The organism is Vibrio coralliilyticus ATCC BAA-450 (assembly GCF_000176135.1).
In the GTDB taxonomy this organism is placed as follows: Bacteria; Pseudomonadota; Gammaproteobacteria; order Enterobacterales; family Vibrionaceae; genus Vibrio; species Vibrio coralliilyticus.
In genome coordinates this window covers 887,960-904,141 of the sequence record NZ_ACZN01000018.1, presented here as the reverse complement: position 1 = coordinate 904,141, position 16,182 = coordinate 887,960, and the positions used below count along the sequence as shown (strand labels likewise).

At 46.1% G+C, this 16,182-nt stretch carries 10 protein-coding genes and 2 pseudogenes; 4 read left to right on the top strand and 8 right to left on the bottom strand.

Going from position 1 to position 16,182, the window contains the following annotated elements:
• Positions 1-25: 25 nt before the first annotated feature.
• Complete coding sequence (locus VIC_RS23510) at positions 26-1,075, bottom strand: AraC family transcriptional regulator (protein WP_006962901.1); 1,050 nt, start codon at positions 1,073-1,075, stop codon at positions 26-28.
• A 175-nt stretch (positions 1,076-1,250) separates the two neighbouring features.
• Between VIC_RS23510 and VIC_RS23505 the strand changes: the two genes are divergently transcribed.
• Complete coding sequence (locus VIC_RS23505; RefSeq protein ID WP_006962900.1) at positions 1,251-2,729, top strand: coniferyl aldehyde dehydrogenase; 1,479 nt, start codon at positions 1,251-1,253, stop codon at positions 2,727-2,729.
• Between the two features lie 98 nt (positions 2,730-2,827).
• Entirely contained in the window at positions 2,828-4,462 is a 1,635-nt protein-coding gene (locus VIC_RS23500) for a GMC family oxidoreductase (protein WP_006962899.1), read from the top strand.
• Between the two features lie 60 nt (positions 4,463-4,522).
• On the opposite strand, the gene VIC_RS23495 is transcribed toward VIC_RS23500, so the two are convergent.
• From VIC_RS23495 to VIC_RS23470, 6 genes and pseudogenes are all read right to left on the bottom strand, one after another.
• On the bottom strand, positions 4,523-5,512 hold the full coding sequence (locus tag VIC_RS23495; protein WP_006962898.1) for an alpha-L-glutamate ligase-like protein: 990 nt from the start codon (positions 5,510-5,512) through the stop codon (positions 4,523-4,525).
• A 3-nt stretch (positions 5,513-5,515) separates the two neighbouring features.
• Positions 5,516-7,021: an inactive transglutaminase family protein gene (locus VIC_RS23490; RefSeq protein ID WP_006962897.1), complete on the bottom strand. Its 1,506-nt coding sequence runs from the start codon at positions 7,019-7,021 to the stop codon at positions 5,516-5,518.
• Between the two features lie 8 nt (positions 7,022-7,029).
• Complete coding sequence (locus tag VIC_RS23485; RefSeq protein ID WP_006962895.1) at positions 7,030-7,776, bottom strand: ATP-dependent zinc protease family protein; 747 nt, start codon at positions 7,774-7,776, stop codon at positions 7,030-7,032.
• A gap of 216 nt (positions 7,777-7,992) precedes the next feature.
• Complete coding sequence (gene cmoB / locus VIC_RS23480; RefSeq protein WP_006962894.1) at positions 7,993-8,973, bottom strand: tRNA 5-methoxyuridine(34)/uridine 5-oxyacetic acid(34) synthase CmoB; 981 nt, start codon at positions 8,971-8,973, stop codon at positions 7,993-7,995.
• Between the two features lie 65 nt (positions 8,974-9,038).
• Positions 9,039-9,775 (bottom strand): annotated as a pseudogene (gene cmoA, locus VIC_RS23475) (carboxy-S-adenosyl-L-methionine synthase CmoA).
• 93 nt (positions 9,776-9,868) lie between these two features.
• Positions 9,869-10,736, bottom strand: a pseudogene (locus VIC_RS23470) (DUF72 domain-containing protein).
• 276 nt (positions 10,737-11,012) lie between these two features.
• Here VIC_RS23470 and aspS point away from each other — a divergent pair.
• Complete coding sequence (aspS, locus tag VIC_RS23465) at positions 11,013-12,791, top strand: aspartate--tRNA ligase (protein ID WP_006962888.1); 1,779 nt, start codon at positions 11,013-11,015, stop codon at positions 12,789-12,791.
• Between the two features lie 79 nt (positions 12,792-12,870).
• On the opposite strand, the gene VIC_RS23460 is transcribed toward aspS, so the two are convergent.
• Positions 12,871-13,563 carry a pseudouridine synthase gene (locus tag VIC_RS23460; RefSeq protein ID WP_039952555.1) on the bottom strand — a complete coding sequence of 231 codons (693 nt, stop codon included), beginning with the start codon at positions 13,561-13,563 and terminating at the stop codon, positions 12,871-12,873.
• Positions 13,564-13,865: 302 nt separating this feature from the next.
• Here VIC_RS23460 and VIC_RS23455 point away from each other — a divergent pair, with 302 nt between their 5' ends.
• Positions 13,866-16,091, top strand: coding sequence for an NADP-dependent isocitrate dehydrogenase (locus VIC_RS23455; RefSeq protein WP_006962884.1), 2,226 nt, complete (start codon positions 13,866-13,868; stop codon positions 16,089-16,091).
• Positions 16,092-16,182 lie beyond the last annotated feature (91 nt).

The window sequence follows — 16,182 nt, the reverse complement described above, 5'->3', positions numbered from 1 at the left end:
AAGCTGATAGAAAATACCCGCTGAGTTAGCGGGTATTTTTTTGTTTAGCGTCAGCGGCTTGGTTACGAAACGCTTTCGGTGAGCAGCCATTCCATTTGCGAAACGCATGGCGGAAATTTGCACTGTCTGAGAAGCCTACCCGCTCAGAAATTTCTTCGATATTTAAACCTGTTGAAACAAGGTAATATTTTGCGAGGTGGAAGCGGACGTGATCCAATATTTGTTGATAGCCCGTTTGTTCGGCCTTGAGGTGGCGACGTAATGTACGAGATGACATTCCTAGCTCAGAAGAGAGCGCTTCAATCGAGGGGTAGCGACCAGGCCGCTCAATGAATATCTGAGTGATTTTTTCTTTCAAATTTGGCGTACTGCTCACTTTAGCCAACATCTCGTCACAGGACTTTAAGCACATCTGTAGCGTCATTGCGTTCGCTGACGGCAGAGGGTTGTGTAATTGGCTAGCGTCAAATTCCCATTCCAGCTCTTGGCTATCAAATTCAATTTGGCAGCGAAACAGCTCGTTATATAAGTCTCCATACTCTGGCTTCGGGTAAGGAAACTTAAGTACATGGGAAGGAAATGGTTGTTGCATTACCTCTTCACACAGATTCTGAATGGTAGCAAACCAGTACTCGCAGCAAAAAGGAAGCAGCGAATCGAGCTCGATAAGTTGCTCTGCGCGAAAATAACCGTGATTTTGTTCAATCCACATTTTCTTTCTTAGTACGGGGCCGGCAAGACGCAGATATTTGAAGCCAAGTAGCAAGGCATCGAGTAGCGTGCTGCTGCTAAAAGCCGCATAACCAAGAACACCAAAGTCACTGAAACGCGCTTGTTGACCTATTTTTAAACCCAGAGCAGGCTCGTTTGACAGGTTTGTCGCATTACTAAAAATGATTAGCTTCTGAGCGAGGGTGATATGTGTGTCTGGAGAGTAGAGTTCCGCAAGTGATATACCACTGCCTTTAAGCAGATCTTCGACTGGAATCTGATGCTCCAGATATCTAGTTAACAGCTGTACATCTAGGATACCAAAAGCCTGCATATCGGGTTCATAAACCGCACTATACTCCATTTTCCTTTCTTCCCTTTCCCTTACACATTGTCAGCTTGAGGATACTTTATAGCCTAAGGATGTCTTTAGATCTGTTATTTGTGTCCGAATTTCACCGCTTTATGTCTCTCTACCACCTGTGCGTCATGTTAGCAAAATGTTGTAATAAGGTATTGGGACATGCGAGGTCACTTAGATGAATACGATGGCAACACACTTAGCCGACAGCGATACACTGGCGTCTGACGCTTCAGTAAGTGAGCTGACAACTTGGTTCAATGAGCTTCAATTGGCATACCAAAATGAACCATTGCCAAGTTTGAGCGTCAGGAAGCAACGCTTAAGAGCACTTAAGCAACAGTTATCTCGATATCAAGATGTTCTCGCTGATGCGATGAGTGAAGACTTTGGTGGCCGTAGTCATACCGAGTCGATTATGGCGGATGTCCTAGCCCCGATACTGGATATCAATCATGTCTTAAGCCACATTGGACGCTGGATGAAACCGAGCCGTCGCCCTACGGAGTGGCTATTCAAAGGCAATAGGCTTGAGGTGAGATATCAGCCCAAAGGAGTGGTTGGTATTATCTGCCCATGGAACTTCCCAATTTACCTTTCTGTTGGTCCGCTGGTTACTGCTTTAGCCGCGGGCAATCGATGCATGATAAAAATGCCCCCGAACTGCCCAGCAGTGACGAGAGTATTGACGAAGTTATTGAGCGAGATTTATTCAACCGACTTGGTCCGCGTCGTAGAGGGTAGCCATCCACAAGCGATGGATATTTCGAGTCTTCCATTTAACCATCTTGTTTTTACCGGCTCACCGAAGAGCGGCAAAGTTATCATGGCTAATGCGGCTAAGAATCTTACTCCGGTGACGTTGGAGCTAGGGGGCAAGTCTCCGGTTATTGTTTTTGATGACTTTGATATTGAGCTTGCTGCTCAACGTGTGGCTCATGGCAAAGCATTTAACTCTGGGCAGATATGTATCGCGCCAGATTATGCGTTTGTCCCCGAAGACAAAGTGGAGCGGTTTGTCACTGCCGTGTCCCATGCGCACAAAGCAATGTACAAATCGATTCGAGGTAATCATGACTATACCTCTCTAATCGATGATGCACAGGCGCAACGTTTCCAAGAATTGTTAGAGGATGCTCGCCACAAAGGAGCGGTCATAACGCAATGTTCAGAGGATGGAGAGGGACGCAAGACGCCCTTGTTCATCGCCACCCAACTAACGCCTGAGATGCGTATCTGCCAGGAAGAGATTTTTGGTCCACTGCTTCCGGTGCACGGCTATCAGAATTTGGAGCAAGTCACTGATTACATTAATCAGCGTCCAAGACCTCTCGCGTGTTATCTATTTAGTCATGATCAGCAACAGCGCGAAGCGTTACTGGCTCGAACACACAGTGGTGGCGTGACGATCAATGACTGGGGATGGCATGTGCTGAATCATTCAGTGCCATTCGGCGGGGTTGGCAATTCTGGAATCGGCAATTATCACGGGGAAGAAGGCTTTCGTGAACTTAGCCACGCGCGCAGTGTGTTGCAGATGCGTCGGTGGTTTCCAATCGCTTTGTTTACGCCGCCCTATGGAAATCCGATTCAGAAACTGGCGGTTCGATGGTTTGTTGGAAAACCTGATCCTGCACTCAAAGAACAAGCCAAATAGATTCGCAGGGCAGTCTGCACATCCAAGTGCGTACTTGTGCGAATAGGGGCGTTTCCCCACTTCTATATGCCCCTGAATTTGTGCTGAGGAATTAACTGATGGACAGCTATGATTTTATTATTGTCGGTGGAGGTTCTGCCGGGTGCGTGTTAGCGGCCCGCTTATCTGAAGATCCCACTATCAGCGTATGCCTATTAGAAGCTGGTGGTAAAGATACCAGTCCCTTTATTCATACTCCTGTCGGAATGGTCGCAATGATGCCGACTAAACACAATAACTGGGGTTTTGAGACGGTTCCACAGAAAGGCCTCAACGGGCGCAAAGGCTATCAGCCACGTGGTAAAACACTGGGTGGTTCAAGTTCGATCAACGCCATGATGTACGCACGCGGGCATCGCTATGACTATGATTTGTGGTCAAGTTTAGGCAATGTCGGATGGAGCTATGACGAGTGTTTGCCTTACTTCAAAAAGGCTGAACATAACGAAGTCCACCAGGATGAATTTCACGGCCAAGGTGGACCGCTGAATGTCACTGATCTACGTTGCCCAAGTGAGATGCTTGAGAAGTACCTACAGGCATGTGAGTCTATTGGTATACCGCGAAATAAGGACATCAATGGCGTTGAGCAACTCGGCGCGATGGCAACTCAAGTGACTCAGCTCAATGGTGAGCGTTGTAGTGCGGCTAAAGCGTACCTGACTCCCAATTTGTCTCGTCCTAATCTTACCGTTGTAACTAAAGCTACAACTCATAAAGTCCTGTTTCGTGATAAGCAAGCTATTGGTGTGGAGTATGGCTTAGCAGGAAAGCGCTTTCAGATTAAGTGCCGAAAAGAAGTCATTCTTTCTGCTGGGGCATTTGGTTCGCCACAAATCTTGCTGCTATCCGGTGTTGGACCTAAAGAAGAGCTGGATAAACACGGTATTTACCAGGTCCATGAACTCGCGGGGGTGGGTGAGAATCTGCAAGATCATATTGATCTGATCCATTCCTATACATGTAATGCCAAGCGCTCGACTTTTGGTATTTCATTACAAATGGCCGTAGATATAGGTAAAGCGATCCCCCAATGGCGACGCCATCGGAGCGGGAAGTTAACAAGTAACTACGCAGAGGGAATTGGGTTCTTTTGTTCTGATGATGAAGTACAAGTTCCCGATCTTGAATTTGTCTTTGTTGTCGCTGTTGTTGATGACCACGCGCGGAAAATCCATCTGAGTCATGGCTTCAGCAGCCACGTCACCTTGCTGAGACCCAAGAGCAAAGGGACAGTCAAGCTTAGAAGTGCAGACCCGTATGATTCACCAAGCATTGACCCTGCATTTTTCAGCCACCCCGATGATATGTCGGTGATGATTAAGGCGTGGAAAAAGCAGCATCGGATGCTAGAAAATGAGGTGTTTGATGATGTGCGAGGAGACAGTTTTTACCCCGTTGATGTGAGTGATGATAGTGCGATTGAGCAGGACATTCGAAACCGTGCTGACACTCAATATCATCCGGTCGGAACTTGCAAAATGGGAACAGAGCAAGATGCATTGGCTGTGGTAGACAGTAATCTTTCCGTCTATGGGATTGAGGGCTTAAGAGTTGTTGATGCCTCAATTATGCCCACTTTGGTAGGTGGCAATACCAATGCACCAACAATAATGATTGCCGAAAAAGTGGCAGATAAGATCAAGTTAAAATACGGTTTGTGCAAGGAGCACGCTAGTGTGAATTTGGCTTGATAGTTTTACTTCAGCGATTAAAAAACCCGCATGTCGCGGGTTTTGAGTTATTGAAAGCTTTTAGCTTGTCACTTCATTGGCGAATATACCAAACTGCTTGGCCGCATAAGCGACGCGTTCTTCTGCGCTTGGATAAACTCTTGGTGAGCCAAGGTTTTCTATATGATGCAGTCTAGGCAGTAGCCCAGCGCCATTGGCGATTTGGATAGCTAAGCCCGGACGTGCGTTTAGCTCAAGCACCATAGGCCCTTCTTCTTTATCCAGAACCATGTCAGTGCCCATGTAGCCCAAGCCTGTCATTTCCCATGCACTCGAAGCCAATGTTAACAAGCGTTCCCAATGAGGTACTTGCAGCGTAGCGAGTTCTTTACCTGTATCGGGGTGATGCGTAACGGGTTGATCGAATTGTACGGCTCTCACTGCACGACCTGTCGCGATATCAATACCGACACCTACCGCACCTTGGTGTAAATTTGCTTTACCATCAGAGGCGGCAGTGGAACAGCGCATCATTGCCATGACAGGGTAGCCCTTAAAAACAATGATTCGCACATCGGGTACACCTTCGTAGCTGAACCCGTCGAAGCAGTCATCAAACTTAATCAGGTTTTCAACAACAGCAACATCGTTTTTACCACCTAGCGAAAAAAGACCCGCCAGTGCGTTACTAATATGGCGTTCAACGTCTTCTTGGTTGATCGTAGCGCCAGACGGTTTGGTGTAGATACCGTCCTTGTGAGAGGTGATAACCAAGATGCCTTTACCACCACTTCCTTGAGCGGGCTTAATAACGAAGCCAGGCCAGTCTTTGACCATCTTATGAATGGTTTTGACTTCCACTTGGCTACTGATCACGCCAATTAACTCAGGTGTCGTGGCACCATGCTGCTGAGCAATGATTTTCGTTTTAAGCTTGTCATCTACCAACGGGTATTTTGAGCGATCATTGTAACGACCAATGTAGCTGTGGTTACGTTGATTCATGCCCATAATACCTTTATGGCGAAGCTTATCTGGCGATGTAAACTGCGAAGTTAAACGTGTCAGCATCGTTTAGTCCTCCGCTAGTGGTTTAAAGCGACGTAGCTCTGTTAGACGGTAACCCGTGTAAGTACCAAGTAGCAGAATACCTGCCAGAACAATCAGCTGAAGACCAATAAAGTTGAAAGTCAGGTGCTGAATGTAAGTGCTGGTCATCGCTAGGTAAACCAGTACGGCCGTTGCTAATGAACCTCCGCCTTGCAGCATAACCTCTTTAGCGCCTTCTTCTTCCCATAGAATCGACATACGTTCGATGGTCCAAGAAAGGATGATCATCGGGAAGAAGGTAATCGACAGACCCTCTGTCAAACCAATCTTAAACGCGACTACCGTGAAGACCGAGATGATCATGATGACCGTGATAATCACTGCAGAAATCCGAGCGACTAACAGCAAGTTTAGCCTTGAGAGATAACTTCGTATTACCAGACCGGTACCGACAATCAGCAAGAAGCCGACAATACCAGTGACAAGCTGAGTCTGAACGAAGGCAACCGCAATCAGGACTGGCATGAAGGTACCGGAGGTTTTCAGGCCAATGATGACACGTAGGAACACCACAATAAGTGCACCAATCGGAATCAGCATGATGGTTTTAAACATCGCCTGCTCTTCAAGTGGTAAACTATGGATAGAGAAGTTAAGTAGACCGTCTGCTTCAACTTTGTCCAGAGTCGCCTGTTTTGGTGAGACTTCCTGAGCGATCATCGAGAAGTGAACTTGGCTGTTTTGGCCGCCGATGATATCAAGCAGTGATACATTGGACTCATCCCAGACTAGGATGTTCTCAGCGATGACTTGATTAGCGTTCTGAGGATTAAACAGAATCCACTCTTTACCATTCCATACTTGGTTCATCTGCTGAATAGTCTGACGTCGACGGCCATCTTCTAACTCGATGACACCAACCACTTTGCTTGGTATTTGAGCGTGAGCAAGGATTTTATCGACCGCTTCCACTTTGGACATTTTGTTCAGCAATAGAGCAGCGTTTTGGCTATCTGAATCGTTAAGGATTTTGATCAGTTCACGAGTGAACGTGATGTCATCAGCAGAGCGTTTGTTGGCGCGTTCAATTAAAGAGATCGCCGCGGCTTCTGTCGGACCGTCAAAGGTTGGTGGGGTGATATCTTGATCTGGCTTGAGTGGTTCGACTTTCGCCTGAGGATCCACAAGGAATTGCGCTTTGTAGTAGATAGTTTGTGCGCCTACTGCGTGGCGAATTGACCACTCAGCTCTTCTCCCAGTTTCAGTATTAACGTATGAAACGCCGTAGCCTGGTGATGAAGAAGATTCACTGATCAGCGTGAACCCGTTTTGAGTATGTGGTGCGGCTAGTGACGCCTTAACAGGTTTAGCCTGAGCATTAAACTCGACACGGGCTTCAATATCCCAAACTTGACGGGTTTCTCCCGGTGTCCAAGGAACGCCATAAGTCTGATGCCTGAACATACTTAAAGCGATGCCTGCAATAATAAGCAGGACGACCGATATATAAAAAGGGACTTTAGACGTCATAAGCTACCTTATTGTATTTGTTCGTTTTTCGTTTGGATGTATTGTTTACTGACATCCACCACTGCAATATCTCGGATAAATTCACGACCCAATAACACAGGATGGGTCATCTGAGAACGATCTGCCAAAGTGAACTGTGTTTTTTCGTGAATCTTGCCCAATCTTACCCACAATTCTACGACCGCGCGGCGTTCCATTTTATCGCTTGTTGCTTGTCGTATTTTCACAAAGCGGATGATAGGGGCTTCAATCCAATTCGTGTCATCTAACGCGGTTTCACCATCTGATAAGTGAAAACGAACCCAATTCTTGCCATTACGCTCGAATTCTTCGATGTTTACGGCATTGAGTGAAGACGTGGCTGCACCGGTATCGATGCGAGTGTCAAATGCCTGCTTGATAGAATCTATGGTCACTTTTTCAATCTCACCTAACACAACGTCTTGAGTCGGTGCAGCTTGAACTTGGACTTGAGTAGGCACCAGTACTGGTTCGCGCTTTTTCTTTACTTCGGCCATGGCTTCGTATTTGAACTTCATCAGCTCTTTATCCAGCATGTCGACCTTAGATTGTAGATTTTCAATGTGTTCGGCTTGATCGCTTACCTGACTCTCTAAACGAGTAAATTTTTGTGTGAGATTTGTTTCTGAAGATTGAATCGCTGCAAGGGTTTCCTGATGGTATTGCTCACTGTTGGTGAGCGTGCAGCCTGAAAGTAAGGCAATCGCAATGACCGGAGTCAATTTGGTAAACATTGAAAATCCTGAATTAGATTAAGTTGTTTATAAATTAGGAGTTTAGATCATTACTCGTTGGTCTCACAAGGCACATTGCCCTGATAGATTGTATTGAGTATTGATTAGTGATGCACTGCAAAAAAATAGGACGCAGTCAGCATCCTAAATTTTAGAGTCTTTTAGTGTTTAGATTAAGTATTTGAAGTACCTAAAAAGTTAGGAGTCTGTCAATAATTAATCATAATTAGGTTTTTTGGCGACAAGTACTGCTCGACGAGGTGCCGGATGACCTTCCACTGTTTTGCTTGGGTCGTTGGCATCAAGATAGTCTGGCAGGGAATTGTGCGTCATCCAGTCAGTTGTGCGCTGCTCATCGACAGAAGTGACGTTTTCGTCAACGATGCGAACATCCTCAAATCCTACTTGCTCTAGCCACACTTTGAGGGCTTTTGAAGAAGGGAAGAAGTAGACATTACGCATTTGAGCATAGCGGTCAACTGGTACAAGCACGGAAGTTTCATCACCTTCAATGACTAACGTTTCCAAAATCAACTCACCACCCGCCACAAGCTGATCTTTAAGTTGAATCAAGTGGTCGAGTGGAGAGCGGCGGTGGTATAGCACGCCCATGCTGAACACAGTATCAAATGCTTCAAGTTTCGGTAGCTGTTCGATACCCAGTGGCAGCAAATGCGCACGTTGGTTATCGCCCATTAGCTTGCGTACTGCTTCAAACTGAATCAGGAATAAATGTGATGGGTCAATACCTACACACAATCGCGCGCCTTCGCCCAGCATTCGCCACATGTGGTAACCGTTGCCACAGCCAACATCAAGGACACTGCGATTCTTAAGTGGTGAGATGTGTGGTAGCACGCGATCCCATTTCCAATCGCTGCGCCACTCTGTATCAATGTGAATGCCGTGCAGATGATATGGGCCTTTACGCCAAGGGTGGAACGTACGGAGCAAGTTTTCTAGCTTTTTCAGCTCACCAGTATGGAACGGAGTATCGTTCGCAATAGTGACAGAGTGCTTCAGATCAACCTGATCAGGTGAACCTTCAGGGATTTTGTTGAGTGCTTTTAGCCAGCGACCAAAATCACCGTGCTCTGCGTTTTGCCAATCGGTTAGCTGCTGAGGTAAAACATTAAGCCATGGCTGAAGGCGCGTATCCGTGGCAATTAACTGATAAAAATTGGCAAAGTTAAACATAGTTTTTCACTGATAATAAATTAAACAATTTAGCCCAACATACTGAGCGAACGACTCATTTTTCGCTACTTTATCGCGAACATTGAACCAAAGTTGAAACATTGGAACCAGACATCGAAGCTACTAAAGCCGATTTCGGCAAAACGCTCTTTGTGTTCCTTTTTCGAATCAGGGCGCATGACGTTTTCAATCGCACTGCGCTTCTGGCTGATTTCCAATTCGCTATAACCGTTGGCGCGCTTAAAGTCATGATGAAGGTCGATGAGCAGTTCATTAGACACTTGATCTTCAAACACATACTTTTCTGACAAGATCAAAATGCCCCCCGGACGCAGACCCGCATAGATTTTCTCCAGCAAAGTATACCTATCCTGAGGTGAAAGAAACTGCAGCGTGAAATTGAGTACCACGACAGAAGCGTTTTGGATTTCGATATTGCGAATGTCTGCTTCCACCACATCCACAGGTGTATCGCTGCGGTAAGCATTGACGTGCAGTTTACAACGCTCAACCATGGCGGACGAGTTGTCGACTGCAATGATTTGGCAACCTTCCTGCTGAATATGACGACGCATGGATAACGTCGCGGCACCGAGTGAGCAGCCAAGATCGTAAATGTTTGAATGCGGTTTAACGAACCTTTCGGCCAACATGCCAATGGCAGAGATGATATTACTGTACCCAGGAACAGATCGCTGAATCATATCAGGAAAGACTTCTGCAACACGCTCATCAAACGTGAAGTCTCCTATTTATCGATAGGAGCGGAAAACATCGTATCTGGATTGCTCTTAGGATTCATAATCGATTCTCTGACAAGTTTCGCAGTGGCATCAAAAAAGGCGCGTATTTTATGAGAAAATCGCGCTCGTGTCATGTGTTGAGACAATTCTACTCAGAACATCTGTAACTGCGAATTGCCATCATTTGCCGGGGAATGCTGATAAGTCAGGCAATTGAGTATTGTTTTGCAGCATTTTGTACAAATTACCCGCAAGTTCTGGCGCAATAATATTGTCGGCGGTATGAATCATTACATAAGGTTGCTTACCTTCGGCTATCCACTCTGGTAGCTTTTTCAGCCAAGGGGTGAAAAAAGCGTAGTTTTCAGACTCCGTTGGATGACCGATAAAGCGAATCATGGGGTGTGAGGCTGTGGCGATAGCGTGTACTGGGACTTTAGGTTTCTTTTGCTGTGCATCAATGATGGCTTCATTGTCCGGTTTTGCTGCAAACACAGGCCGGCTATCCATGATGATCCGGTCGTAGCCTTTCTCGTGCAGCCACTGGTTCAATTGACGCTCTTCTTCACCTTTAGCGAAAAAAGCGGGGTGTCGAACTTCAACGCCAATAGGGAAGTTTGGTGGGAATAAATCGCAGAATCTTTGCAGGTCGCTGAGATGTTCTGGGCCAAAAGCCGCTGGCAACTGAATGGTCCACTGGCCGATGCGGTCATGCAAAGGTGCCATGATTTGCATGAACTCATTGAGTGGCCCTTGACTGCCTCGTAGCATTTGTTGGTGAGTGATCGCTTTTGGCAGCTTAAAAGTGAATTTGAAATCATCATGCGTCGCAGCTCGCCAGTTCTGCACGGTTGAAACACTTGGTGTGGCGTAGAATGTCGTATTCCCTTCGACAGTATGGAAAACCTGAGCGTACTTTTCTAGCCTTTCGGCGGGCTTGGTGCCACTACCGTAGAAGCTTTGTTGCCAGTTGTTGTGAGACCACATGGTCAAGCCAAGTCTTAGGGGGAATCCATCCATATTGAGCCATCTCTACCTTTAACGCTTAACCACTTTACGAGAGTTTTGAAGAGAACGGTACTTTCAAGCTATAATCAGCGCCAATTTTTTCTGATTGATGTGGTTTTGCTCTTTTATTGCGCTAAAAAGCATCAAAACTAGATAAATAGCAATAAATTGTATTCTGAGTAGTCGATTTTGAATGACTTTCAGCGTATAAATGGATCTTTGCGCTATCAGCTAGGAAAACGCTGATATCGAGTAATTAACGAATTTAAAGAGATTGGGAAATTCATTATGCGTACCCATTACTGTGGTCACCTGAACAAGTCCCTTGCAGGACAAACTGTAGAACTTTGCGGCTGGGTTAACCGTCGTCGTGATTTAGGCGGTCTTATTTTTATCGATATGCGAGATCGTGAAGGCGTCGTTCAGGTAGTTGTTGATCCAGATATGGCAGATGCGTATGAAGTAGCTAACACACTTCGTAATGAATTCTGTATCAAGCTAACTGGTGAAGTTCGTGTTCGCCCAGATAGCCAAGTAAACAAAGATATGGCGACGGGTGAAGTTGAGATCATCGCGAAAGGTCTTGAAATCATCAACCGTGCGGACGTTCTGCCACTAGACTTTAACCAGAAGAACTCTGAAGAGCAGCGTCTAAAGTACCGTTATCTAGATCTTCGTCGCCCTGAAATGAGCGATCGCATCAAGCTACGTGCTAAAGCTTCTAGCTTTGTTCGTCGTTTCCTAGATGACAATGGTTTCCTAGACATTGAGACTCCAGTTCTAACTAAAGCGACGCCAGAAGGCGCACGTGACTACTTAGTACCAAGCCGCGTTCACAAAGGTTCGTTCTACGCGCTACCTCAGTCTCCGCAGCTATTCAAACAGCTGCTAATGATGTCTGGTTTTGACCGTTACTACCAAATCGTTAAGTGCTTCCGTGATGAAGACTTACGTGCTGACCGTCAACCAGAATTCACTCAGATCGATATCGAAACGTCTTTCATGACGGCTGATGAAGTTCGTGCTACGACCGAGAAAATGGTTCGCGATATGTGGCAAGAGCTACTAAACGTAGACCTAGGACAATTCCCAGTGATGCCTTTCTCTGAAGCGATTCGTCGTTTCGGTTCTGACAAGCCAGATCTACGTAACCCACTAGAGCTAGTAGATGTTGCTGACCTAGTAAAAGACGTTGAGTTCAAAGTATTCTCTGGTCCAGCAAACGATGAGAAAGGTCGCGTTGCAGTGATTCGCGTACCAGGTGGTGCTTCTCTAACTCGTAAGCAGATTGATGGTTACGGTGAGTTCGTTGGCATCTACGGTGCGAAAGGTCTGGCATGGATGAAGGTTAACGACCGTGCAGCAGGCATGGAAGGTATCCAATCTCCAGTGGCTAAATTCCTAAATGAAGATGTGATTAACGGTATTCTGGATCGCACTCAAGCTGAATCTGGCGACATCATTCTATTCGGTGCAGATAAAGCGAACACAGTTGCAGAAGCAATGGGTGCACTGCGTCTGAAACTGGGTAAAGACCTTGAACTAACAGACGAGAACGCATGGGCTCCGCTATGGGTTGTTGACTTCCCAATGTTCGAAGAAGACGATGAAGGCAACCTGCACGCAATGCACCACCCATTCACTTCTCCATTAGGTGTGAATGCTGAAGAATTGAAAGCAAACCCAGCAGCAGCGAACTCAAATGCTTACGATATGGTTATCAACGGCTACGAAGTTGGTGGTGGCTCTGTTCGTATTCACAACGCAGAAATGCAGGCAGCGGTGTTTGATATTCTAGGCATCGATGCAGAAGAACAGCAGCTTAAGTTTGGCTTCCTACTTGACGCTTTGAAATTTGGTACGCCTCCACATGCAGGTCTTGCATTCGGCCTAGACCGTCTGGTTATGCTGCTATGTGGTACGGAGAACATCCGTGACGTTATCGCGTTCCCTAAAACAACAGCGGCGGCGTGTCTACTTACCGATGCACCAAGTGTTGCAAACCCAGCAGCACTTGAAGAGCTTGCGATTGCAGTAACGGCTGCAAAAGAGAAAGACGCAGAATAAGCTTTTCGCTGATAGTGAATATAAACGGCGCTTCAATTGAAGCGCCGTTTTTGTATGTGCGGAGTAATCGTGTCTGTAATTAGATCAGGATTTCTTTCCATTCACCTGGCTGTAATTCACCTAGCTTAATATCGCCCATTGAATATCGAATTAGACGTAGAGTTGGGAAGCCAATATTAGCGGTCATGCGGCGAACCTGACGGTTTCTTCCTTCGATAATGGTGATTGCCAGCCAAGTCGTTGGAATATTGGCCCTAAAGCGAACAGGAGGGGTGCGTTCCCATACATTGGGTTCTGCCATCACTTCAACTTTTGCGGGTAGAGTCATGCCATCTTTAAGCTCAACACCCTTCCTCAACTTATCGAGATCAGACTCTGAAGGTGCTCCGTCAACTTGCACCCAATACGTTTTCGGTGACTTAGATTTTGGTTGAGTCAGCTTGGCCTGCAGTATGCCATCATTAGTCAGTACCATTAGGCCTTCGCTATCTCTGTCTAATCTTCCAGCGGCATAGACATCTTTTACTGGGATAAAGTCAGCGAGTGTTTTTCGGCCTTCACCATCAGTAAATTGGCTCAGAGTATCAAATGGTTTATTAAACACGATCACCTTGCGATCTTCAGGGGCTACTTTAGGTTTAGTACTCGCCGGTTTTTTACGGTTCTTTGATGAATGATGTTTGGTTTTATTGGTCGAAGTCGAGTGTTTAAAACCGGGTTTACGCGAACGAGAGGAAGGCGTGGAGGACTCACGGCGTGAGCGTGGCGACATGTTAACTACCTTGCAAAAATGTAAACGAAGTGTGGGCGAAAATTTTCAAAACCATCCATTTTAGGCTATGATGTGCGCGCCCGAAAACAGGATTGGTGCACAAGATAATAGACTATTCTTCCGATTTTGTTTAATTATAAAAGTACAGTTCTCACGGATCTTACGCTTAAGCAAACGTAAGGAAAAAACAAAAGAGACAATAAATCGCAAACAAGTGAGGGGATGACAATTCAACTTGTTGGCGGACACACAACCCAAAGCCGTTCATCCGACGGACTTTGTAAGAACAATAGGGAAATTTCATGCCTACAGAAAAACCTACAATTATTTACACCATCACTGATGAAGCTCCTGCACTAGCAACGTATTCACTGCTACCAATCATTCAGTCTTTCACGGCTTCATCTGGTATTGATGTTGATACTCGTGATATCTCTCTAGCTGGGCGTATTATTGCAAACTTCCCAGAGCATTTGACTGAAGAGCAACGCATTGGTGACGCACTGGCTGAGCTAGGTGAGCTAGCAAAAACACCTGAAGCTAACATCATCAAACTTCCAAACATTTCTGCTTCTATCCCACAGCTTAAAGCAGCAATCAAAGAACTTCAGGACAAGGGCTACAATCTACCTAACTACCCTGAAGAGCCAAGCACGTATGAAGAAGAAGCTATCAAAGCGACTTACGACAAAATCAAAGGTAGTGCAGTAAACCCTGTACTGCGTGAAGGTAACTCAGACCGTCGTGCGCCACTGTCGGTTAAGAATTACGCGAAGAAAAACCCTCATTCAATGGGTGCGTGGTCAAAAGATTCTAAGTCCCATGTATCAAGCATGTCTGGTAACGATTTCTTTGGTAGCGAAAAGTCTCACACTGTAGAAGGTGCGACCGAGGTTAAGATCGAATTCACTGCGGCTGACGGTACAGTTAAAGAGCTTAAAGCACCATTCGCTCTTCAAGACCAAGAAATCATTGATTGTTCAGTAATGAACAAAAAAGCATTAGTAGAGTTCTTTGAAAAAGAAATTGCTGATGCGAAACAGCAAGATGTTCTTCTATCGCTTCACATGAAAGCGACCATGATGAAAGTGTCTGACCCAGTGATCTTCGGTCACGCGGTTAAAGTTTACTACAAAGATGTGTTTGCTAAGTACGGTGACGTATTTGATCAACTGGGCGTAGATGTGAACAACGGTATTGGCGATGTTTACGCTAAGATTGCCTCTCTACCAGCTGCTCAAAAAGAAGAAATCGAAGCTGCGCTGCAAGCTGTTTACGAAACCCAACCACCGCTAGCTATGGTTGATTCAGATCGTGGTATCACTAACCTTCACGTGCCAAGTGACATCATTGTTGATGCTTCTATGCCTGCAATGCTGCGTTCTTCTGGCCAAATGTGGGGCCCAGATGGTAAGCAGAAAGACACCAAAGCGATGATTCCTGATCGTAGCTACGCAAGCATCTATCAAGCGGTTATCGATTTCTGTAAAGAAAACGGTGCGTTTGACCCAACGACAATGGGTAGTGTGCCAAACGTAGGCCTAATGGCTCAGAAAGCGGAAGAGTACGGTTCTCACGATAAAACGTTCATTCTTGACCAAGCGGGCACAATCCGTGTTGTTGACGCTGCTGGTGCAGTGCTACTAGAGCAAGCGGTTGAGGAAGGCGATATCTTCCGTATGTGCCAGGTGAAAGACGCTCCGATTCAAGACTGGGTGAAACTGGCGGTAACACGTGCTCGCGCAACAGGTGTACCAGCGGTGTTCTGGTTAGATGAGAATCGTGCACACGACGCTCAGCTGATCAAGAAGGTGAATGCTTACCTACCTAACCACGATACAGCAGGTCTAGAAATCAAGATCCTAGCACCACTGGATGCATGTAAGTTCTCGCTAGAGCGCATCAAAGAAGGTCAGGATACTATTTCTGTAACAGGTAACGTACTGCGTGATTACCTAACGGACTTGTTCCCGATTCTAGAGCTTGGTACGTCAGCTAAAATGCTTTCAATTGTGCCACTAATGAATGGCGGTGGTCTGTTTGAAACTGGAGCGGGTGGTTCGGCACCTAAGCACGTTCAACAGGTTGAGAAAGAAAACCACCTACGTTGGGATTCTCTTGGTGAATTCCTTGCACTAGCGGCTTCTCTAGAGCACCTAAGTACAGTGACTGGCAATGCTAAAGCTCAGGTACTGGCTGATGCACTAGACAAAGCAACCGGTGAATTCTTGGATAACAACAAGTCACCTTCGCGTAAAGTCGGCGAGTTGGACAACCGTGGTAGCCATTACTACCTAGCAACCTACTGGGCGCAAGCGCTAGCAGCTCAAACTGCTGATGCAGACCTTGCTGCAGAGTTTGCTCCTGTTGCTGAAGCACTATCTTCAAAAGAAGACGCGATCGTTGCTGAGCTTAACGGCGCGCAGGGCGTGGCAGGTGAACTAGGTGGTTACTACGCACCTGAGTTTGACAAAGCTGCACCGCTGATGCGTCCAAGCGCAACATTAAACGCTATCATTAATGGCTAATTAGTCATTTTGAAATTGAAAAACCCGCCAAGTGGCGGGTTTTTTTATTTCTCTATTACGACACTTTAGATGTCGAATGTTGTTTGGCAGC